Annotated in this window: 17 protein-coding genes; 2 read left to right on the top strand and 15 right to left on the bottom strand. The window is 38.6% G+C overall.

Annotated elements, in window-relative coordinates; translation table 11 throughout:
- From ACYT32_RS00005 to ACYT32_RS00060, 12 genes are all read right to left on the bottom strand, one after another.
- Positions 1 to 1,299 (bottom strand): L-type lectin family protein (locus ACYT32_RS00005; RefSeq protein ID WP_461793334.1); only part of this gene is annotated, 1,299 nt, incomplete at its 3' end.
- 155 nt (positions 1,300 to 1,454) lie between these two features.
- Positions 1,455 to 3,674, bottom strand: a complete 2,220-nt coding sequence (locus tag ACYT32_RS00010; RefSeq protein ID WP_395263886.1) for a lectin-like domain-containing protein — start codon at positions 3,672 to 3,674, stop codon at positions 1,455 to 1,457.
- Between the two features lie 166 nt (positions 3,675 to 3,840).
- On the bottom strand, positions 3,841 to 4,821 hold the full coding sequence (locus ACYT32_RS00015) for a ribose-phosphate diphosphokinase (RefSeq protein WP_395263887.1): 981 nt from the start codon (positions 4,819 to 4,821) through the stop codon (positions 3,841 to 3,843).
- Between the two features lie 14 nt (positions 4,822 to 4,835).
- A complete protein-coding gene (gene glmU, locus ACYT32_RS00020; RefSeq protein ID WP_395263888.1) occupies positions 4,836 to 6,224 on the bottom strand; it encodes a bifunctional UDP-N-acetylglucosamine diphosphorylase/glucosamine-1-phosphate N-acetyltransferase GlmU in 1,389 nt (462 codons plus the stop codon).
- A gap of 74 nt (positions 6,225 to 6,298) precedes the next feature.
- Complete coding sequence (purR, locus tag ACYT32_RS00025) at positions 6,299 to 7,141, bottom strand: pur operon repressor (RefSeq protein ID WP_395263889.1); 843 nt, start codon at positions 7,139 to 7,141, stop codon at positions 6,299 to 6,301.
- A 211-nt stretch (positions 7,142 to 7,352) separates the two neighbouring features.
- Positions 7,353 to 7,640 (bottom strand): Veg family protein, encoded by a 288-nt coding sequence (locus ACYT32_RS00030; RefSeq protein WP_395263890.1) that lies wholly within the window; start codon positions 7,638 to 7,640, stop codon positions 7,353 to 7,355.
- A 79-nt stretch (positions 7,641 to 7,719) separates the two neighbouring features.
- Entirely contained in the window at positions 7,720 to 8,598 is an 879-nt protein-coding gene (rsmA, locus tag ACYT32_RS00035) for a 16S rRNA (adenine(1518)-N(6)/adenine(1519)-N(6))-dimethyltransferase RsmA (RefSeq protein ID WP_395263891.1), read from the bottom strand.
- Positions 8,585 to 9,166, bottom strand: a complete 582-nt coding sequence (gene rnmV, locus ACYT32_RS00040; RefSeq protein WP_395263892.1) for a ribonuclease M5 — start codon at positions 9,164 to 9,166, stop codon at positions 8,585 to 8,587. The genes rsmA and rnmV overlap by 14 nt, the downstream gene beginning before the upstream one ends.
- Positions 9,163 to 9,930 (bottom strand): TatD family hydrolase, encoded by a 768-nt coding sequence (locus ACYT32_RS00045; protein ID WP_395263893.1) that lies wholly within the window; start codon positions 9,928 to 9,930, stop codon positions 9,163 to 9,165. Before ACYT32_RS00045 ends, rnmV begins: the two co-directional genes overlap by 4 nt.
- Positions 9,930 to 11,948 (bottom strand): methionine--tRNA ligase, encoded by a 2,019-nt coding sequence (gene metG / locus ACYT32_RS00050; RefSeq protein ID WP_395263894.1) that lies wholly within the window; start codon positions 11,946 to 11,948, stop codon positions 9,930 to 9,932. Before metG ends, ACYT32_RS00045 begins: the two co-directional genes overlap by 1 nt.
- 48 nt (positions 11,949 to 11,996) lie before the next feature.
- Positions 11,997 to 12,698, bottom strand: coding sequence for an NAD-dependent protein deacylase (locus ACYT32_RS00055; RefSeq protein ID WP_395264163.1), 702 nt, complete (start codon positions 12,696 to 12,698; stop codon positions 11,997 to 11,999).
- Positions 12,699 to 12,719: 21 nt separating this feature from the next.
- Positions 12,720 to 13,676 carry a hypothetical protein gene (locus tag ACYT32_RS00060; RefSeq protein ID WP_395263895.1) on the bottom strand — a complete coding sequence of 319 codons (957 nt, stop codon included), beginning with the start codon at positions 13,674 to 13,676 and terminating at the stop codon, positions 12,720 to 12,722.
- Positions 13,677 to 13,707: 31 nt separating this feature from the next.
- On the opposite strand from ACYT32_RS00060, the gene ACYT32_RS00065 reads away from it, so the two are divergent.
- Positions 13,708 to 14,214 carry a YbhB/YbcL family Raf kinase inhibitor-like protein gene (locus tag ACYT32_RS00065; RefSeq protein WP_395263896.1) on the top strand — a complete coding sequence of 169 codons (507 nt, stop codon included), beginning with the start codon at positions 13,708 to 13,710 and terminating at the stop codon, positions 14,212 to 14,214.
- A gap of 3 nt (positions 14,215 to 14,217) precedes the next feature.
- Here the strand turns inward: ACYT32_RS00065 and ACYT32_RS00070 are convergent, their stop codons facing one another.
- The 3 genes from ACYT32_RS00070 to ACYT32_RS00080 form a co-directional block, all read right to left on the bottom strand.
- Positions 14,218 to 15,138, bottom strand: coding sequence for a Ppx/GppA phosphatase family protein (locus ACYT32_RS00070; protein WP_395263897.1), 921 nt, complete (start codon positions 15,136 to 15,138; stop codon positions 14,218 to 14,220).
- Positions 15,139 to 15,209: 71 nt separating this feature from the next.
- Positions 15,210 to 15,983 carry an ABC transporter permease gene (locus tag ACYT32_RS00075; RefSeq protein ID WP_395263898.1) on the bottom strand — a complete coding sequence of 258 codons (774 nt, stop codon included), beginning with the start codon at positions 15,981 to 15,983 and terminating at the stop codon, positions 15,210 to 15,212.
- The gene (locus ACYT32_RS00080; RefSeq protein WP_395263899.1) at positions 15,976 to 16,620 is read right to left on the bottom strand and encodes an ABC transporter ATP-binding protein; all 645 of its coding nucleotides are present in this window, start codon (positions 16,618 to 16,620) and stop codon (positions 15,976 to 15,978) included. Before ACYT32_RS00080 ends, ACYT32_RS00075 begins: the two co-directional genes overlap by 8 nt.
- A gap of 276 nt (positions 16,621 to 16,896) precedes the next feature.
- Between ACYT32_RS00080 and ACYT32_RS00085 the strand changes: the two genes are divergently transcribed.
- Positions 16,897 to 23,469: an SLAP domain-containing protein gene (locus tag ACYT32_RS00085; RefSeq protein WP_395263900.1), complete on the top strand. Its 6,573-nt coding sequence runs from the start codon at positions 16,897 to 16,899 to the stop codon at positions 23,467 to 23,469.

Below are 23,469 nucleotides of genomic sequence, written 5' to 3' on the forward strand. Positions count from 1 at the left end.
ACTTGCAGGGATATTTTCAATTGTGCCATCACTATACGTTATTGTACCGACATTGCCAGTAGTTGGATAGGTAACGTATGAAGGCAATATCAGTTTAGCTTGAATATTAGACCAATCTTCATTACCACTTTGATATTTCAAAAGATAATTGACTCCTAATTTATCGCCTGAATTGACCGTCCCATTAGTTTCAACTGTTTTATCCTGAGTGAGATCATCAATTCTTGAAGTTATATCACCTTCAACTAAAGAGGGAATAGATTCAAAAGCAACTAAATTGGGTTCATAGTAATCACCAGTGGTTGCTGTAAATCCCCAGCGGAGTTTATTATTAGGAACAGTCCCGAATAATGACGTATCAACGGGAACAGTCGCACTTTTCGGATCAGTACCTTTTGAACCATCAGGATTCTTATCATCGAAACTATATGTTATATGTTGATCACCAGGGGTCGCATACCAATGAAGTGTTAAGTGGTGCCATTGTCCGTTGATCAAATTAACATTTTGAGCCTCACCATGCGCCATAGAATAATAATATCCACCGCTCAAATAAGTCCCCATGAAGTAACTTGGTTTAGTACCTTGACGATTATAAGTAAGAAAATTTCCCGGCTCTCCGTAAGCAATATGTTGGCCAGTTATATTACTCCCTGAGTCAAAATAATCTGCAGCCCCAGGAGTTGCACTATTATTCACATGAGTATCAAACTCCAAAGCCCAACTGTTTTGAATAGCCGTTTTAGCTAAATCAACATTGGAACTAACATCTCTATCATTATCGACAGCCCAAGTTCCTAAAGTCTCACCACCGGCAATACTTCCATTTTTATTGGAAAATGCTTTGATTCCGGCATCCGAATTCTGCATAACGAATGCCATTCCATCCGCACGTGTCACCCTTGTATCACCAAAATATAGCCACATTGACAACGTTTGATTTTGCCCTAAATCAATATAATTATTGTTTGCTACATTCGACCACATGGCGGCAGTTTCGTTCTTGTAGCTAGTCATTCGAATGGCTCGCAAAACTCCAGTAGTACTAGCACTAGAATTTAGAAGAAGCGCCTTATTGGTTGGATTGCCTGAATACCCGCTAAAATCTCCTGGTACAAATAAGACATTGCCATTCTTGTCTTTAAGTCCCAAGTTATCTGGCGCACTTTGCAATCCTGCAATTACATCATTAAGAGCATCAATAGAAGAATCAGCAAAAGTATTATTTTCAGTCGTCTCGACAAAACAAAGTAATAGTAATAATAAAATAGTTGGCCATATAAATAATCTCTTTTTCATACTAAACCTCTTTTAAAACTTTACATTGCAGAAATAAATCTATCACTTTATATTATAGACCGTAATAAAATTTTTTGTTAAAAACGATATTTATTTCTGATAAAAATATCATAAGTTTTAAAAGGTAAGGATATTTCTACTTAAAAGAGGTCCTGTTACTTAGAGGAATCTACTAATGTCCAAACTATTTTTCCAGAATATAAACCTGCCAGTTCTTGTCCGGTAGCTTTTAATAAGATCCCGGTAGCAGAATTCCAACTATCATTAATATTGGTTATTTGCATATTGTTACCAGTCTTTACTCCATCAGCGATTATAACTGGCGAATTTGTACTAAACTCGTTTTCATGGCTATACGAATCACGAAAAATAATATTGCCAAGAAATTTGGTCGTTCCGCAGAACAATCCCGTACTAGTAGCCGACAGTTGCCATGCTTGACCTGCATCACGGCTATCATTAACTTTGATATCCCAGTCACCATTTCTGGGAATCAGCCGATCTGCAAAGGTTTGATTGACTGTTTTAAAACTGGAATCCTTCACCGTTAATGATAATGAACCTTGTTTTGAAATAATTACCGATACACTATTGGAAATATTACCTGTAGTATCTTTGGCATATAAGGTTAATGTATTTTTTTCTTGAGTCAATTTAGCGTAAGGAACTTGATAAGTCAACTTGCCATCAGTACCACTACTTCCCAATGGAAAGGCCGCCAAGTTGGTTCCGTTTAAGGTGGGATAGATCGTAATTTGAGAATTATTGACCGCCGATCCATCATTATTAGATACTTTGCCGGTTATCTTGGCGGAATCATTTGGATTTACGGTAAGTTCATTTTGATCCACACTCAACAGCAATGGTTTACTCTTAGCGATATAAAAAGGTATGGTATCGACTGACTTAATTAAAACCGGACTGTCAATTACCGAACGAACTTCTGGTACAAGAGTCTGAACGTTGACATTGGGGGCAGTTCCATTGATCGTAATCGTGGCTTTATTCAATGAATTTGACAATGACTTCTTTAATGTAAGATTCAAAGTATGATCTTTAGTTAGACTTGAGGCTGGAATATCTTCGACTGAACCATCACTATAAGTAATCTTGCCAAGGGTCCCGGTAGATGGGTAATTAAGCAGACTTGGTAAAACCAACTTAGCTTGAATATTGGACCAAGCCTTATTACCGCTTTGATAAGTTAATTTATAATTAAGTGCCAGTTTATCAGAAGAATCAACTATTCCATTAGCTTTAACATCTTCATTCTTGGTAATATCTTGAATCGAAGAACTGACATCACCTTCTACTACGGCCGGAATCGATTCAAAAACAACTAAATTAGGCTGGTAGTAGTCACCTGTGGTAGCAGTAAAACCCCAGAGTAATTTATTTTGATTTACTGTACCAAAGATATTGGTATCGATTGGCACATTCTGTTCAATTGGATAATCTCCTTTTGATCCATCCATTTTCTTGTCATTAAAACTATAATGTAAAATCTTTTTGGCTGCGTCCCACTTAATTGTCAAATGGTGCCATAAACCATCTGTTAAAGCGGCGCTTGAAGCATTACCGTGAGCCATAGAGTAATAATATCCGCCATCTTTAAGGTGCCCCAACCAAGTGAAAGTTGGTTTAGTTCCGTATCGTCTATACATTTTAGAATCTCCAGGTTCACCATCAGCAATATGTTGCGAACCGGTAGCAATATTTGCATCAAAGTAGTCAGCGCCTCCTGGAGCAGGATTAGTATTTTTATTACTATCAAACTCAAGTGCCCAACTATTTTGAATGGCTGATTTAGCAAGTGTAATATTACTATCTACACTATAATCCGTATCGACTCCCCAAACACCCAAAGTTTCACCAGCACCAATTTTATTATACAGACTAGAAAAAGCACCTGTACCTTTAGGATCATTTTGGAGTACAAAGGCCATGCCATCACCAGGTTTTACCTTCGCCCTACCAAAATACAGCCACATAGTTAAAGTCTGATCTTTCCCGAGGTCAAAATAATTACTGCCACTCATATTTGACCAGATTGAAGCAGTTTGGCCTTTATTATAAGTCATTCTAATTGCCCGATAAGGATTACTAGCCGAAACTGGACGACCATCGACCGTTTGAAGTTGGGCCAGATTTTTCCCCTTTCCCGTCAAAGTATTGCTTGGATCATCATACTGACTCAAATCTCCAACTGTAAATAAATCACTATTAAGTATCAGTTTATTAGGAGCAATACTCAAACCGTACTCAGCCTCAGCAAGTGCATCTCCAGTCGCATCTGCTGCTACTATCTTAACGTTTAAAAGTATTAATGAAAGCGAAATAAAAACTGCACAACAAACAATCCTCACTCTAAACACTGTTGATACCTCCCTATCCACATCATTGCCATCAAATATAAGTTTTTAATCGATTCGATTATAGCTTTTGTGAATAAAGAAAGATATCATTTTTATATATAAAAACGCAAAAATACCATTATTTTTTAATATAAAATAATGGTATTTTTGTTATATTTTAATATAATTATTTTGTTTTTCTTTCAAAACGTGTATTGAATAATGGACTAACTGGTTCGTTGTCATGAATACGTTTGATAGCTTCACCAATCAGTGGACCTACTGAAACTTGAACCATCTTGTCGATAACTTTTTCCTGAGGAAGATTGATTGAATCTGTTACAACCAATGTCTTAATAGGAGAAGCTTCGATTCTTTCAATAGCTGGGCCGGAAAGGATTGGATGTGTACAACAAGCATAAACTTCTGTAGCTCCAGCGTCGATCAAAGCTTGTGAAGCAAGTGAAATAGTACCGGCAGTATCGATCATATCATCAATAATGATAGCTCGTTTGCCTTTAACATTACCGATAATGTTCATCACTTCGGCAACATTAGCACGAGGACGACGTTTATCAATAATTGCAATTGGGGTCTTCAAAAATTCAGCTAATTTTCTAGCACGTGTAACACCACCATGGTCAGGTGAAACAACCACAGCATCTTCTTCAAGATGATTTGATAAGAAGTAGTCAGCCAATAATGGGGCACCCATCAAGTGATCAACTGGGATATCAAAGAATCCTTGAATTTGGGCAGCATGTAAATCAAGTGCAAGCACACGATCTACGCCGGCACGTTGCAACATGTTAGCAACTAACTTAGCTGTAATTGGTTCACGGGAACGTGATTTACGATCTTGTCGTGCGTAACCGTAGTATGGAATCACCACGTTGATTACTGATGCTGAAGCACGTCTCAAGGCGTCAACCATGATCAAAAGTTCCATTAAATTATCGTTAACTGGAGCTGAAGTTGATTGAATCAAGAAAACTTCGGCACCACGAATACTCTCATCAATATTAATTTGAATTTCACCGTCACTGAAACGTGTAACTGATGATTTACCTAATGGTACACCAACCTCTTTAGCAATTTTTTCAGCTAAAGGCTTGTTTGAATTCAATGCAAAAATCTTCATTGGTCGTTCGTTATTTTGACATGACATTTAATTATTCACCCTTATTTCCATTCTTCACTATTTGACAGAGGTAATCTTTCCCAGAAATCCTCTTTATTTGTTTGTCTTTGACGTGCAATTGCCATTGCATGCTTAGGAATATCATCTGTAATCGTTGAACCTGCAGCGATAAACGAATGATCAGCCATTTCAACTGGAGCAATAATATTAGAGTTGCTGCCAATAAATGAATGGTCGCCGATATTGCTGTGCCATTTCTTGACACCGTCGTAGTTAACAAATACTACACCACAACCGACATTGATATCCGTACCCAAAGTAGCGTCACCAACATATGTTAGATGACCTACCTTAGTCCGATCGCCAATCTTAGCGTTTTTGATTTCACAGAAATTACCGATATGAACATCACGGCCAATCTCTGCTTTTGGTCTAAGATGTGAATTAGGGCCAACATTACTTCCCTTATGCATAATAGCATTTTCAATCGTTGAGCTGATCACTTCAACATTGTCTTGAATCTCAGAATCAGAAATTCTTGAGCCTGAACCGATAACACATTCTGAACCGATCTTAGTTTGACCAAAGATCTTAACATTTGGTTCGATGACAGTATCGTTGCCGATTTCAACATCAACATCGATATAAGTATTATCTGGATCAACGATTGTTACACCGTCGCGCATGTGTTCTTCATTGATTCTTCTCTGCATGATCTTCTCAGCTTTAGATAGAGCAACTCGGTCATTGACACCAAGTGATTCGCTCAAATCAGCCATTTGATAGGCAGAAACTTTTTTACCTTGTTGTTTAAGCAATGAAATCACATCAGGCAAATAGTATTCGCCTTGAGCATTATCATTCTTAACTTTGTGCAAGTTTTCAAATAACAACTTATTATCAAAGCACAAGACACCAGTATTGATTTCTTGAACTTCTTGTTCACTTCTTGAGGCATCCTTTTGTTCAACGATCTTCTCAACATTACCGTTGCCGTCACGAATGATTCGTCCATAACCGAACGGATCATCAGCATGAGCAGTTAAGATTGTTGCTGCAGCGCCTTCTTTTTCATGAAAATCAAACAACTTTTCAAATGTTTCAGATCTAAACAAAGGTGTATCACCAGTAGCCACTAGAGTAATACCATCTTTATCTCCCAAAACATCCTCAGTTTGCAATACAGCATGGCCTGTACCTAATTGTTCTGTTTGCAAGGCATATTTAGTCCGGTCGCCCAATAGTTCTTGAACTTTATCAGCACCATTACCGATAACCGTCTCGATCAAATCTGGCTTAACCTTCTCCACCTGTGTCAACACATGGTCAACCATGGCTCTCCCTGCAACAGGGTGCAAGACTTTATATAGTCTAGACTTCATTCTCGTGCCTTTTCCGGCAGCAAGAATTATTACATAACGATTCGACATCAGAAACTCCCTTCAGTCATTCAAATATCCTTATATATAATAGCATTATTATATATGACTGCTCAATTAAGAATTTACTCAAAATAACTGAAATCGGTATTAGTCAAATAATTTCCTGCTTCAACGTTCAAAATCTTATTTTTTGTATCGATTTTAGTCACTTTAAAAATAGAAGTCACATCTTCATCACTAAACTGACTGTGAATATTAATATTTTCGGCAAAGACGGTCGCACCAACAAAGATAGCGTTAAATTCAGAGATCAAACTACGCAAGCCATTGATCGTACCGCCGCCTTTCATGAAGTCATCAACTACTAACACCCGTGAGCCTTCATCAAGACTTCGTTTAGAAAGTTCCATCTTTTCCACTCGGTCCGATGAACCAGACGCATAGTTGACACTAATTGTTGAACCTTCTGTGATCTTTGAATCACGACGGACCATAACAAATGGAATATTTAAGAAATTAGCGACACTTTGGGCAATTGGTATACCTTTTGTGGCAACTGTCATGACGACATCAATTGAACTCTGTGAGTACTGTGTAGCAATCATGCGGCCAACAGTTCTCAACAGCTCCGGATCAGCCAATAAATCTGTCAAATATAAATACCCTCCGGGCAGAATTCTATTGGGTTCGACTAAGCGTTTGGCAGTACTCTCAACAAATTCAGTCGCTTCTTTTTTGGAAATTCCCGGTGTGAAAATTACTCCCCCACCAGCTCCAGGTAAAGTTTCAAGAACTCCGATTCCCCGAATCATAAAAGTTCTTCTCAAAATACCTAAATCCTCAGAAATTGATGACTTGGCTGATTCGTAACGATCTGCAAAAAATGCCAAAGAAATCAAGGTATGTGGTCGTTCTAATAAATAGCGAGTCATGTCAATTAAACGTTCGCTTCTTCGTGTTTTCATCTTTTTTTCTCCTAAAAACATATCTACCTACAAGATTATAAAGCAAAACAATGAACAATTCATGTTTTTTTCGAACCAAGTCAATAGATTATCTTAACTTTCACAAAAAAAGACCTCTGATTCGATGTGTGAAATCAGAGGTTATTCAAAATCAATGTTCAAAGACTGACAATATCTTGTGTGTCTTCAAATTAACAAAAGCTTATTATAACTATTCAGCTTCAGCTTCAGTTTCAGCGTCTGAAGCAGCTTCAGCGGGTTCTTCACCATCAAATTGAATATCAATTGACTTTGTTAACAAATCAGCATAGCTGTATGAAACACGTTCAAAAGAATTTTCATTTTGATCCAAATCTACGACAAATACTGAATGGAACGTTTCTGCTAAAGTTCCCCGGCGACGGACAACTTTCTTACGACCTGCTTGTGCGACAATGGTCAAATTCTCACCTAAGTGTGAATCTAGTCGACTTTTAATTGTCTTTAATGATGTTGGCATTATAATAATCACTCCTTAGGAGTGAAATTTTACCACGTTTTTGTGAAAATTTCAACAAAATCTTGAGGTAGTTAACCTTTTACTTAGCAAACTCTACGGCCATCTGTTTAAATTGATCGATTGAAACTTGCTCTGCACGGGCATTTTCAGCAATTCCACATTTTTCAAAAACATTTTTTATTTTTTCACGATTTTCATCGGTACGGCCTAGCCAATTCAATAAATTATTCATTAAACTCTTACGTTTTTGCATAAAAGCTGAACGTACCAATTTATTGAAAAAGATTGGATCTGCGATATCAATCTGCTCTTTGGGTAATCGATCAAGCACTGCGACCGCTGAATCAACTTTGGGACGAGGAATGAATGACTTGCTACCGACAATCCGGTCGATTCTAGCATTCATTTGCGTTTGGACGGCGATCGACAAGGAACCATATTCACGATGTCCTGGATTAGCAGTGATTCTTTCAGCAACTTCCTTTTGCATCATCAGTACTAAGGATTGGAATGGATAGTCACTTTCAATCAAGTTCAACATAATCGGTGTCGTAATGTAATAAGGCAAATTAGCTACAACTTTGATTGTTTTACCTACTAAATCATGGTCTTTAACAAATTGATCAAGATCGACTTTTAAAATATCTTGATTGATCACATCGATATTTTCGTAATATTGCAATGTATCGGCTAAAACTGGTATCAAACTATCATCGATTTCAAAAGCATAGACGTGTTCGGCTACTTGAGCTAATTTTTCCGTCAAGGCACCGATACCAGGTCCAATTTCAATGGCAATCTCATCAGATTTTAATCCAGATGCATCAACAATATCGTCTAAAACTTTTTCATTGGTTAAGAAATTTTGTCCTAAACTTTTCTTTGCACGCAATTTATATTTACGCATGATGTCATTCGTACGAATAGGATCAGCAATACTTAATCTATTTTGTGTCATGAGTACTTCCTTTATCAAAATTTTTAACCGCTGCTAACAAATCTTTCGGTGCCACTTGAAACATATTCAAACGATTCAAAAACTGTTTCGCATTCGTGTAGCCTATCTTCAACTCGGAACCAACGAATAAGCGCCGCTGATGAGAATCAGTTCGTCCAATCAGTCCTAAATTAACCATATCAGATTGGTCGTAATCCTTAAAATCACTTTCAGTTTGCGTATAAACAGCTGCTAATGCGGATTTGATATCTTCGTCTTTAGCATGTTCGATACCTAGACTGCCATCACTATGCTTAGGAACGGCTTTGTTACGGGGCAAAAAGGCCTGTTTAGCATCAGGGACCGCCTTTTGAATGATGGTGCGCAAACGGTTGCCGTTAAAGTCTGGATCAGTAAAGATAATCACGCCACGTTTTTTTTGAGCTGCTTTGATTCTAGCAATTGTTTCTTGACTGATAGCTGAGCCAGTCGTTTCAATCGTGTCGACGCCTAAGTCTCCAAAGCAATCTTTTAGGCGATTGGTGTCCGACTTACCTTCAACTACGATAATCTCTTTTATTTTTTTCATACTGGTAGATTATACACTTGGTGAGCATTATTGAAAGTCCGTTCAGCAATCTCATTCGGTGCAATATCCTTATATTTGGCAATCGCATCGACCACATATCTCGTATAAGCTGGTTGATTAGCATGTCCACGATAAGGCTCGGGAGTTAAATAAGGGGCGTCTGTTTCAACTAATAGGCGATCTAAGGGCGTATTCTTTGCCGATTCATGAACTTCTGGAGCATTCTTAAAAGAAACGACTCCACTGTATGAAATCCACAAACCTAAGTCCAAGAACTTATTCAGCCATTTAAGATCACCGTTGAAACTGTGCATGATGATACCGGACTTCGACATATCATGGTCTTTCAAAATACGATACATATCATCAAACGCATCACGACAATGAATTGAGACTGGCATGTTATATTGTTGAGCAACATCGAGTTGTTGAATCAAGACCTTTTGTTGAATCTTTGGATCTGGATCTTCTTCCCAATGATAATCGAGACCAATTTCACCAATAGCAACTACCTCGGGTAGCTGGATTTGATTGATCAGCTGCGTTTGATTATACTCTTCAGCAAATTCTGGATGCCAGCCAACAACGGCATGCAATGGTTGGTAATTTTGGGCTAGTCGAATCGCATCGAGGTTAAATTGTTCGTTTGAACCGATAATAGCCATCTCAACAACATCTAATTCCTTTGCATTATCAATGAACTGTTGCGTCTTACCTGCAAAAGCCTCGTCATTTAAATGTGTATGCGTATCAAAGATTTTCATTAGCCTAAAATAGCTCCATTTTTGTGTGAATCATCAACGATTGCCAGTTTGACTTCATCACCCTTTTCAGTTGAAAGCAACATACCGTTACTCCATTCGCCAACCATCCGACGAGGCTTCAAGTTAACAACTGCCAGCACTTTCTTACCGATCAATTCTTTGTAGTTAGGATAGAATTTGTGCATTCCTGAAAGGATCTGACGGTCAACGCCTGAACCATCGTCTAGTTTGAATTGCAACAATTTACTTGAGTTTTCAACCGGTTTAACGTCAAGAATTTCTGTTACGACCATCTTAACTTTGGCAAAATCATCGAATTCGATTTCTTTAGGGAATTCGTCATCTTCTTCTGCTTGTTCTTTAGCTTTAGCTTGAGCAGATTTACTCAACTTGCCAGTACCATGCTTAGCTTGTTCTTCTGCCATCTTGCCTTTAATGTAATTAACTTCTTCTTCAGCATCAAGACGTGGGAAGATTGGTTCTGGTTTGTCGGTTACAGTCTTGCCAACTACTGTGTCGCCAAATTCAAGTGACTTATCATGATCATAATCAAGTCCTAATTGGGCAAACATCTTAACAGGTGATTGAGTCATTACTGGGCTGATCAAAAGGGCAATTAAACGCAATGATTCAGCTAAATGACCAAGAACTGATTGTAATTCAGCCTTCTTAGCTTCATCTTTTGCCAAAACCCATGGTTGTGTTTCGTCAATATACTTGTTAGCACGTCCAATGAATGACCAAACGCTAGCTAATGCATCGGGAAATTCAAACTTATCCATGTGTTCACGATAAGCTACTAATGTCTTGGCATATTCTGCTTCAAGATCCTTATCAAGTTCAGTAGCTGCTTTGACAGTTACGATCTTACCATCGTCATATTTATTGATCATTGAAATAGTTCTGTTCAATAAATTACCTAAATCGTTAGCGAGGTCATAATTGATCTTGTCGACATAATCTTCGGGTGTGAAGACACCATCACTACCAAATGGTATAGCTCGCATTAGATAATAGCGTAGTGAATCCAAACCATATCTAGAAACTAACATCTCTGGATAGACAACATTACCTTTCGACTTAGACATCTTACCGTGTCTCATCAACAACCAGCCATGACCAAAGACTTGCTTAGGCAAATCAATCCCTAAAGCCATCAAAATAATTGGCCAATAGATAGTGTGGAAACGGACGATTTCCTTACCGACAAATTGAACATTAGCAGGCCAGTATTTATTGAAGAGTGATTCATCATCACTGCCATATCCTAGAGCTGTAATATAGTTCAAAAGTGCATCGACCCATACATAAACCACGTGCTCTGGATTACTTGGAATTTGTACGCCCCAATTGAAAGTAGTTCTAGAAATAGCTAGATCTTCCAATCCTGGCTTAATGAAATTATTGATCATTTCATTCTTACGAATCTCTGGTTCGATGAAAGTTGGATTATCTTCGTAATACTTCAATAAACGGTCAGCATATTTGCTCATCTTAAAGAAGTAGCAAGGCTCTTTAACCAATTGAACTTCGTGACCAGAAGGAGCTTTCCCACCGATAACATTACCGTCATCATCATGATAAACTTCAGCCATTTGTGATTCGGTGAAGTATTCTTCATCATCGACTGAATACCAGCCTTTGTATTCGCCTAAATAAATATCCCCTTGTTTAATCAGACGTTCAATGATCTTTTGAACTGCTTTAACGTGATAGTCATCAGTCGTACGAATGAACTTGTCATTTGAGATATCAAGCTTCTTCCAAAGCTCTTTGATTCCTTTAGCCATCATGTCCACGTATTCTTGTGGCTCCATGTGTTTTTCTTCAGCTTTTTGTTCGATCTTGAGACCATGTTCATCAGTTCCCGTTAAGAAGAACACATCATAGCCTTCATTACGTTTATAACGAGCCAACGTGTCCGCTGCGATCGTTGTATATGAGTTCCCAATTGTTAATTTTCCAGATGGATAATAAATGGGTGTTGTGATATAAAAAGTCTTTTTCTCTTCAGTCAATATATTAACCTCCACCGCTACTAAATTGATATTAAGTATAGCATTTTTTTAAATTTGTGAAAAAACGTTCGTGGCATCGTCTGCGATAGCCAAAATAGATGAATCAAGGTTTAAATCTTCTTTATTAATGACAACCAATTTAGCTTGGGGTGAACTGTACTCTAATAATCCTGCAAATGGATAAACTTTGAAACTAGTTCCGACAACTACTAAAAGATCAGCTTTTTGAACTGCTAAGGCCGCATTTTGAAAATTCTTTGGATTGATATTCTCACCATATAAGACAGTTGTCCCCGGACGAATGATCCCGTTGTCCTCATGATGGCGAAAATCCTTTAAATAATACTTGTAATCAAACTCTTTGCCACAAGTTAGGCAATGAATATTATCGTATAAATTACCATGAAATTCTACGACATTTTTTGCCCCAGCCTTCGTATGCAGTTTGTCAACATTTTGCGTGACGATTGCACCTTTTTGATTGCTGATCTCGGCCATTTTTTGATGAATGATATTCGGTTGTGCGTCAGGAAAATACATATTTTCGACCACGAACTCATGAAAGATATCCGGATGTTTGACCAAATTATCATGGCTCAACATATATTCAGGTGGAAAATTGTAGTTCTTGCGCTTGTACAACCCATTTTTTGAACGATAATCAGGAATCCCTGATGGTACGGAAACGCCGGCACCAGTTAGAAAAGTTACAAACTTAGCTTGTGCTAACAATTCTTTAAACTCTTCAATTTTATCGGACATTATTTTCTCCTATCTTATTAAATAATCAGTTCCTTGTTCCTTAAAAACTTGTTCAACTGTATATTGATAGAAAGTTTTGTAAAATTCGGGGGTGACTTTATTAGGGTCAAGATTCAAAGTGGCCACGCTTTGACCATCGTTGATGCTGATCAGAGCAAAGCCGTCTCGACCAGTAGCCCGGTTCTTATATTCGGAATGCTTGATCTGATAGACTTGGTTCAAACTCAAACGTAATTGACGCTTGGATACGACCGGTGTGACGTTCAAGAAAGTATGGAAATGCATTCCTTGATAACCGTTGGAAATAATAATTTCATTATAAGCATCGAGACTATTAACCAAAGCTCTTCTGAATTGGAAGGGAACCGTCAAGTCGTTTTCTTCAACAATTTTAGCCATCTTCAAAGCATACTTAAATGATGTAGGAAATTCGTCTTTCCATTTATCATCTAAAGCATGTTCACCGAAAATCATTCCATCGAACATGATTACAGTCCGGAAGAAACGCATATTGGCATTATCTAACGAAACGTTAGGATGTAAAGCTATTTCAAGGCCCTTCAAGTATTCGGCCTTGACTTCATCCGTCAAAGTTTGATCAGCTTTTTGACGCTTTAAAACCGTAACGTGTTCCAAAGTCTCGAAGACTGAATTAGCAATCGCCAGAACTCTCTCATCACGCTCACGTTGACCAGTCGTCACTGCAGAGGAAATATTTGGCTCATCGGAGAATTCCAATTCAATATGATGTAACTCGTGACTCAAGACGAAATCGGCATATTTTTCATTAGTAATTACAACCTTAACGAGATCTTGATCCACAGTATGATTAGCTTGATCTAATGTTAAAAGTTTTTGTGGTTCGAATTGGGAATATATCTCAATTTTCTTATTATATTGTTGTTCAATGTTTTCAACCTGTTCTACAATGAAATCAGGCAATTCATTAAGATTTATTTGTTGCATTATTATTACCTCATATAAAGGAGATTTTTGTATGGAAATAAAAGTAGACTTACCTAACAACTTATTGCCAGACAAATATGGTAAATACGCTGCTCCAGATGATATAAAAAATGGGAAACCGGTTATCAGTTTCCCAATTAAATTATCAGATATTCCAGCAGACGCAAAAACTATTGCTTTGACTTTTACTGATCCTGACTCCATTCCAGTTTGTGGATTTGAATGGATTCACTGGACAGCCGCAAATATTCCTAGTTCACAAGTTGAGATACCTGAGAACTTCAGTCAAATTGCCAATAAACCAGTCGTTCAAGGCAAAAATAGTTCTGCCAGTCCATTACTAGATGGTCCTAAAGATGTGGCCACAGGTTACAACGGACCTTATCCACCTGATCAAACCCATGATTACGTACTCAAGGTATTTGCTCTAGATGACAATCTTGATTTGGAAAATGGTTTCTGGATGAACGAACTACTGCACAAGATGGACGGACACATTTTAGCTTCTGCTAAGATGACTATTCCAAGCCGTGCATAATTATCATTTATCTTGAAGATTCATTTTGTGAAAATAACTAAAGACATAACCTTCTCTAACGCCGAAATTCGAAAAACGAATTTCTTTAGAGGGGGTTTTTTTAATAATCTCAGAAATTATTAAAATGCCTCCCAAAATAACTTCGTATCTACCATCGCTCAATTCTTTGATTTGACTTCGTTCTTCAAGAGAAGCGTGAATCAATTTATCAAAGAGTTCGTCGATTTGGTCACACGAAATAACTGAATTGTGCAAGGTTTTTTTATTTTTACCTTCACGATTCAAAATACTCGTCACAGCGCGCAAAGTACCACCAAGGCCAACAAAGGTTGCTGGCGCACTCATCCAGTGCAGGTCTTCTAAACGCTGAGCGATATCTTTTCTTGCTGCTTGTAATTTTTCTGCTTGGATTGGATCACTCGCTAAATACAAATCAGAAATTGAAATGGCCCCGATTGGAATACTCAAACCATGTTTGAGCCGACCTTTCTTAGCCAAACTAATTTCACTGCTTCCGCCACCAACATCAACGATCAACGCATCTTTGATCCGCATCGTACTTCTCACTGCAACGTAATCATAGTATGCTTCTTCTTTTTCGTTAATGATCTCTAGTCTTAAGCCTGTTTCTTTGAGAACAGCAAAGATCAATTGCTCCTGGTTCTTAGCCATTCTAACAGCGGCAGTGGCAATCAAGCTGATTCGATCAACTTGGTATCTTTCAATTCGAATTTGAAATTTCTTTAAAACATCAATTGTTTCTTCAATTTGATCGTTGGTCAAGAGTCGACTTTGAGTAATAGATTTTCCTAGTCTCACTGGTTCACGCCAACGGTCTAAAGTTTTAAAACGATTCTTTTTTGAAGATCTGTACACTGATGTTCTAATGGAGTTAGATCCAATTTCTATAACTGCTAACTTCAAATCTACATCACATCCCATTGTACCAATTATATAAAAAAATAGACCTACATAGTAGGTCTATTTTAAGAAAGCTAAGAAATAAGTTCATTCTTTAATTGTTTACGGTGATTAAAGAACTGTTTATAGCCCAAGTAACAAGAAATAATCGATCCAATACTTGTTCCTGATAGTAACATAAAAGTTACCATAATTTGGTATTTGATGGCCTTAACTGGATCAACTCCAGCAAAAATCAAACCGGACATCATTCCAGGCAAACTAACTAATCCCAGTGTTTTGATCGAATCGATGGTTGGTTGCATTCCACTCTTAATTGAATCACGCAAAATATCTAACGAAGCTAATTTCACATCTGCTCCCAAAGCCAATTTTTCCAAAACTTGTTGATGACGATCTGTATAGGTCTGTTTCATATTCCGATAACATAACCCAATCGCCACCATAATATTGCTGGCAATCATTCCGGTTACAGGAACGATCTGTTCAGGAACAAACTTGATTGAACCAGTCAGAACTAATGTCGCCAAAGTAATAGTTGTCCCCACAAAGATAGCTAACAACGACGATTGAAAGGCTTTAGGAATACCGTTACCACGTTTACCTGCGTTCCAAGAAGCATTGCCGACAATAATCAAAAAGCAGGCCAAGGTGAGCCAAATGTCATTAGCTTTGATCACGAATTTTAAAATATATCCAACGATCGACAATTGAACGATAGCCCGCACAACGCCAATAATAATATCTTTATCAATATGTAACTTTTCTACGTAGCCAATAATCAGAGCCACTAAAACCAAGACAAATCCTAATGCTAAGGTTGAATTAGAAACCGTTAAATTAGTCATTTACAAGCTCTCCTCCCTTAATTGTCACCGTATCAGCCGAATCGTCAATTTCGGTTTCGTCATGTGTAACTCGCAGAATCGTGAGTCCTTGTTGATTGAAGTCATTTAACATCTTATGGACAATGTTTTTATTTTCAGCATCCAGACCAGCAGTAACTTCATCCGTTATCAAAACTTCTGGTTGAAACAACAAATTACGCAACAAAGCGATCCGTTGTTTTTCGCCTCCAGAAACATCATTGACGCTCTTGTCTAAATAATCCGATTCCAGATTGACCATTTTCAAGTACTGATCAACCTTACTTTCATCAAATTGTTGATTACGAACTTCAAATGGAAACATCAAATTATCACGGACTGTCTTTCCAAATAGTGTTGGCTGCTGAAAGGCATATGAGACTTTTCGCCGATATTGAGTTGGCTCTAAAGTTTCAATATCATCCCCTTGAAAAAGCACCTTTCCTGAAGTAGGACTGATCATCGAAGCCAAGATCCGCATCAAGGTACTCTTCCCACTCCCAGACGGCCCAATAAAAGTCAGGTATTGGCCTTGTTCGATGTCTAAATTAATGTTTTTTAAAATCTTTGTCTCACCGACTTGATAAAAAAGTTCATTCACTTCAAATATCTTAGACAAAATATCGCCTCCCATTTCTCACAATTAATTATCAACATAAATGCAACAGACTCCTAATGATTAGCTTACAAAAAGCAATGTTTACGCTGCCACTATTATTACAAGTATCTTAACTCATTTTATACCCTCCGTTTCGTCTATTTCACAAAAAAGTTCTATATGCCTTATCAATAAAGACTTCTCAAAAAAAGTCCTGAATATCGTCGTTTCAAATATTTTTGTTGAGAGCCAAAAAAAATTAGGATATAGCCGAACAAAATAGAAAGGACAGAAAAAATGTTATTAAAGAAAAAAGCAATCTATCTAGGAGTCTCCCTATTTTCAACCGCAATCTTAGGTTCAACTGTCAATCAGACCGCAAAAGCAGCCACCACCAGTCCCTCAGTTGGTTCTTCAACTAACAATTCTGGTACAACAACTGATCCTTATGCACTGCCAAGCAATCTTTCAGCCGATACCGTTGTTAATTTTACCGATCCTAATTTGGAAGGCGAAGTTAAAAATGCGTTGAACATCTTCACTACTACGCCGATTACGGTTGGTCAAATTGAATCCTACAAAGGAAACAACCTCAATATTTCAATGGTCGAATATGATACTATTACTCCCAACTTGGGAGTGACTTCACCTACTGGACCCGGCGGCTATATTCCCGACATCATTACTACCCCAATCGAAAGTTTGAATGGCCTTCAATATTTGCAAATGTTACCCTCATCGACCAAGGTTCAAGTTCAAGTAGTATTAGCCAACGATGAAAAAGCAGACCCCAATCTTGCACCTTTGAATAATTTGAACTTATCCGGGTTATCGATTGGTGGCAATTTTAGTGACCCTACGACAAAACAGATCGATATTAGTCAATTAAATAACGTCAATCTTTCCAACGCCAACGTACTCAATTTTGAGGGCACTACACCAACAGATGGCGTCAATCAAAGCCAACTAGCATCAATCGCAAAAACGCTAGTTAATTATGCTAATAATAACGTTCAAAGCGCACACACAATTATTTTTAATAATTCTTCAATCAGCGACTTTTCACCTTTAGCTGGAACTTCAACTGGAGCTCCCACCGCTATTTCAGCAACTACTAATACTGTCAGTGCACCAACCACCGTTTATGCCATGAATAATCAGGCCCTAAATTTCACAAGTCCTAAAGTCATCGGTTTAAATGGTCAAGACGTTGCTAATACCTTTACTTTTTCACCAACCGTTAATGGAATTTATCCTCCAAACGGTAACTTGATCAATGATGGCAACGATAACTACACTTTGAATAATCCTGACTATAATGCCAAAAATTTAACTTATGGTAACTTTGGTTACGCCGGCTACGATGCACGAAATTCTGCAGTTAATCAACAAGTTGGCAATGCCACACTAGCTGAATCAACTAACATTATCCAACCTGTTGTCTTTCAAGCTAATCCCTCCGTCACAATCAATTACATTGATGGTTCAACTAATAAAGTATTGCAGACAAAGACCGTCGAAGGAAGCTCCGTTGGTGCTGCCTATGACTTTACTACTGAAGACCAACTCCCAGGCTATAATCTGACTAGTCCGACCACATTGTTACAAGGAAGTTATACAGTAAATCCTCAAACTATTAACTTAACCTATGCACCAATTACAACAGTTAATACCAATCCCGATACCGGTTCAAGTAGTCAGACCGCCAACACTGGGTCGAATACAACTACATCAGGCAGTTCAACAAATAACAACAGTGGCTCTATAACTACAGGTAACTCTAATTCGAGTACATCAAGTACAACTGGAAATACTTCGTCAAATAACGCTGGCACCAACGTTTCAGGATCTACTACCAGTACAAATGGTTCAACTTCAAACACTACCTCAAATCCTGGTTCTTCAAGTACTTCTCAAACCGGTAATTCTGGTTCGACCTCCAATACGGGTACTAGTACATCAGGTTCCTCTTCCAATATGAGTGGTAGCTCTACTTCTAATACAGGTGCAGGATCTACTACTACAAACTCTGGTTCTTCTACTACTGGAAGCAGTTCAAATTCAAATACCACCTCAAATACTGGTTCTTCAAGTACTTCCCAAACTGGCAATTCTGGTTCGACTTCCAATATGGGCACTGATACATCAGGTTCCTCTTCCAATATGAGTGGTAGCACTACTTCTAATACGGGTGCAGGATCTACTACTACAAATTCTGGCCCTTCTTCTACTACAGGTAGCGGTTCTACTTCCACTCCCGGTACTGGTACAACAAATACTACAAAGCCTAATACCTCGGGCTCTACTTCCAATACAGATGCTGGTACATCAGGTTCTTCTTCCAATATGAGTGGTGGTTCTACTTCCAACACAGGTACAGGTTCTACTACTACAAACTCTGGTTCTTCTACTACTGGAAGCAGTTCAACTTCAAATACCACCTCAAATACTGGTTCTTCAAGTACTTCCCAAACTGGTAATTCTGGTTCAATTTCTACTTCAAACACTGGTACAACTGATACTACAAAGCCTAATACCTCGGGCTCTACTTCCAACACAGGCTCAACTACTACAAACTCTGGTTCCTCTTCTACTACAGGAAACAGTTCAACTTCAAATACTACCTCAAATGCTGGTTCTTCAAGTACTTCCCAAACTGGCAATTCTGGTTCGACTCCCAATACGGGCACTAGTACATCAGGTTCCTCTTCCAATATGAGTGGTAGCTCTACTTCTAATACGGGTGCAGGATCTACTACTACAAATTCTGGTACTTCTTCTACTACAGGTAGCGGTTCAACTTCTAATCCAAGCACTGGTACAACAAATACTATAAAACCTAATACCTCGGGCTCTACTTCAAATACAGATACCGGTACATCAGGGTCTTCTTCCAATATGAGTGGTGGCTCCACTTCTAACACAGGCTCGGCTTCTACAAATGCTGGTTCTTCTACTACTGGTACAACAAATACTACAAAGCCTAATACCTCAGGCTCTACTTCTAATACTGGAAGCAGTTCGACTTCAAATACAGGTACTAGTACATCAGGTTCCTCTTCCAATATGAGTGGTGGCTCTACTTCCAACACAGGTACAGGTTCTTCTACTACAGGTAGCAGTTCAACTTCAAATGCTGGTTCTTCAAGTACTTCTCAAACTGGTAATTCTGGTTCGACTTCTAATACAAGTACAGGCTCAACTTCTACAAACACTGGTACAACTGATACTACAAAACCTAATACCTCAGGCTCTACTTCTAATACTGGAAGCAGTTCGACTTCAAATACAGGTACTAGTACATCAGATTCCTCTTCCAATATGAGTGGTGGCTCTACTTCCAACACAGGTACAGGTTCTTCTACTACAGGTAGCAGTTCAACTTCAAATGCTGGTTCTTCAAGTACTTCTCAAACTGGTAATTCTGGTTCGACTTCTAATACAAGTACAGGCTCAACTTCTACAAACACTGGTACAACTGATACTACAAAACCTAATACCTCAGGTTCTACTTCTAATACTGGAAGCAGTTCGACTTCAAATACGGGTACTAGTACATCAGGTTCCTCTTCAAATATGAGTGGCAGCTCTACTTCCAACACAGTTACAGGTTCTTCTACTACAAACTCCGGTTCCTCTTCTACTACTGGTACAGGCTCAACTTCAAATACCACCTCAAATACCGGTTCTTCAAGTACTTCTCAAACCGGCAACTCTGGTTCGACCTCCACTCCAAGCACTGGTACATCGGGTTCTTCTTCAAATATGAGTGATGGCTCTACTTCTAATACTGGAACAGGTTCTACTACAAACTCCGGTTCCTCTTCTACTATTGGAAGTAGTTCAAATTCCAATACTACCTCAAATACTGGTTCTTCAAGCACTTCTCAAACCGGTAATTCTGGTTCGACTTCTACTCCAAGCACTGGTACATCAGGTTCTTCTTCAAACATGACTGGTGGCTCGACTTCCAATACAAGTACGGGTTCTACTTCTACAAATGCCGGTACTTCTTCTACTACTGGAGACAGCTCAACTTCAAACACTGGTTCTTCAAGCACTTCTCAAACTGGTAATTCTGGCTCTACTTCCAGTACAGGTACGGGGACTAATACGCATACTGGAACCTCTTCTACTACAGGTAATGGTTCGACTTCAAGTTCTACCTTAAATGGTTCTACAAGTACTTCTCAAACTGGTAACTCTGGTTCAACTTCAAGTACAACTGATGGTACAAAACCTGATGCATCTGGTTCTTCTTCAAATATGAGCGGTAGCTCTACTTCTAATACAGGTAATGGCTCGACTTCAAGCTCTACCTCAAATGGCTCCACAAGCATCTCTCAACCTGGAACTTCCGGTTCTACTTCGAATACCAGTTCAACTTCTACAAAGCCTGACACATCTGGTTCTCCTTCAACCTCAAGTGGCAGTTCAACTTCAAATACTGGCACATCAGGTTCTTCAAATATGGGTGGCACTTCCACTTCGAATACTGGTTCCACAACTTCTACTCAAACTAATGGTGGCACTACTTCTGGCACACAAACCAATACTTCAACTGGTACAAGCCATTCAACAACCACTTCAAACGCTTCAACAGGCAGCACAAGTAACATCGGTTCTACTTCGAATAACTCTAATTCCACAACTGGATCATCAACCACCAATGTTTCGACAAATGGCTCTGGTACGACCAACAGTGGCACTTCCACAACCAACAATAATAGTTCAGGGTCAACTACCATTAATACCAATACATCTAATAACACCACAAATCCTAATGATCCCTACGCATTGCCAAGCAACCTGACTGATGCGACGATTGTAAATATTGGTGACCAAAATTTAGCAAATTCCATCAAATATGCTTTAAATATTCCATTAAGCAATAATTTAACGGTCGGCGATATCAAAAATTATACTGGTAGCAACCTTGACCTTTCGATGACGCTCTATGACTTAGCTCATCCCAATGGCCCAGATTCTACCGCCATCCCTGGTGCCTCGCTTTCTGACCAACAGAGTACCCCATTGGAGACACTCAACGGTTTACAATATTTACAATTATTGCCATCAAAGACTACGGTTAGTTTCCAAGCTATGCTTGCTTCTGACCCTAAAGCTGACACCGACTTAAGACCACTAGACAACTTGAATTTGGATGGCGTCAAAATCGGTGGTGATTTCAGCGATCCTAGTCAAAAAGAGATCGATGTCTCACAAATCAGCGATTTGAATCTCTCCAAAGCCAATACCCTTAGTTTTGAAGGTAGCACTACAAATGATGGAATAAATCAACCAGAATTAAATCAGCTCGCTCCAACTATTAATAAATTTGCTAATAATGGACAAAGCTCGCACATGATTGGTTTCAGTAATTCGTTAATCAATGACTTTTCACCTCTAAAACCATCCGAAACTGGTCAAGGTGTCTTTATCGATGCCGTAAGTAATACAGTAAACGACTCAACACCTGTCTTTGCAGTCGACCAACAACCAGTTACTTTTACCAGTCCTCAAGTTTTGGACCCTGATGGAAAAGACCTCGCAAATACTTTCACTTACTCAACGACAGTTCCAGCAGCTAACTTAGCTGACGGCAACTTGACTCACAATACCGGCGACACTTATACATTGAATAATTTTGATGATACAGCCAAAACTCTAAGTTATGGCAATTATGGTTTCAGCAATGGATACAGTGCTAATTCAGCAGTTCTCGAACACTTAGGCAATGCGATCTTTGAAGTATCCACCACGGTCAATCAACCACTGATCACTCAAGCTCATCCTACTGTTACGATCAACTTCTTAGATAATAGTGGCAAACCAATTATTGTAAACGGCGTGGCTCAAACTAAGACTCTTGCGGGGAATAAAATCGGTGATCCATATAATCTAACTCAAATTAGCCAATTAAACGGTTACACTCTTACTAGTCCCCTAACCTTATTGACGGGTAACTTTAGCCAAAATCCGCAGACGGTCAATCTAACTTATGCGGCAATCGCTACTCAAGGTTCCACTACTGGTAACGTTAATTCTGGGTCCCAAACAACAACTCCTAACACTAACAGTAACGGAAATACTGGCGCTATTGTCTCCAATGACACTGGAAATAAGCCTAGTGAGACCAATCCTAACGATCAAAATGTCAATGTTCATTACCTTGATCCAAATTCTAAAGATGATGCTTACTTAGTTTCAGTTGGTGTCAAAGGTACTGCTGTAATCAACGGTAAACACTTCTATCTTTTAAATAACGGTGAATACGTTGAAGCCAGTCAATATATCGGTATTGAATCGACAGAACATGGCATCGTGAGAACCTTCGGCTTTGATGTTGAAATGTATAACCGCCAAGGTGAAGCAATCAATATCGCTCTATTGCCAAATACTGCTTGGAAATTCTCACGAATCGTGAAAATTGTGGGCCAAAGTTACTATCAAATTGCCGTGGACAAATTTATTAAAATTGATAATGGCGTCGTCTTCGTTTTCAATCCTTTAAATACCGACGTAAATGTCACGGTTAAAACCAATACTTTCAATTCCCAAGGTCAAAAAGTTTCTGAAGTCTTGCCAGTTGGCAGTGCTTGGAGATCTGACGGTTGGGCAATTATTAACGGGGTTAAGATGTATCGCGTCGCTTCCAACCAATATGTTGAAGATTCCAAGATCGATACTTACACTCCTGTTGAAACAACATACACGACTCAACAAAATACCCCACTTTACAATGCTAGAGGTCAATTACTAAGAAAATCACTTCCGGCAAATTCAAGTTGGGATGTTGATCGATTAACTGATATCAACGGTCAACGTTTCTATCGTGTTGCTTCCAACCAATATGTAAAACTTGATTAA

This window comes from Companilactobacillus sp. FL22-3 (assembly GCF_054881455.1).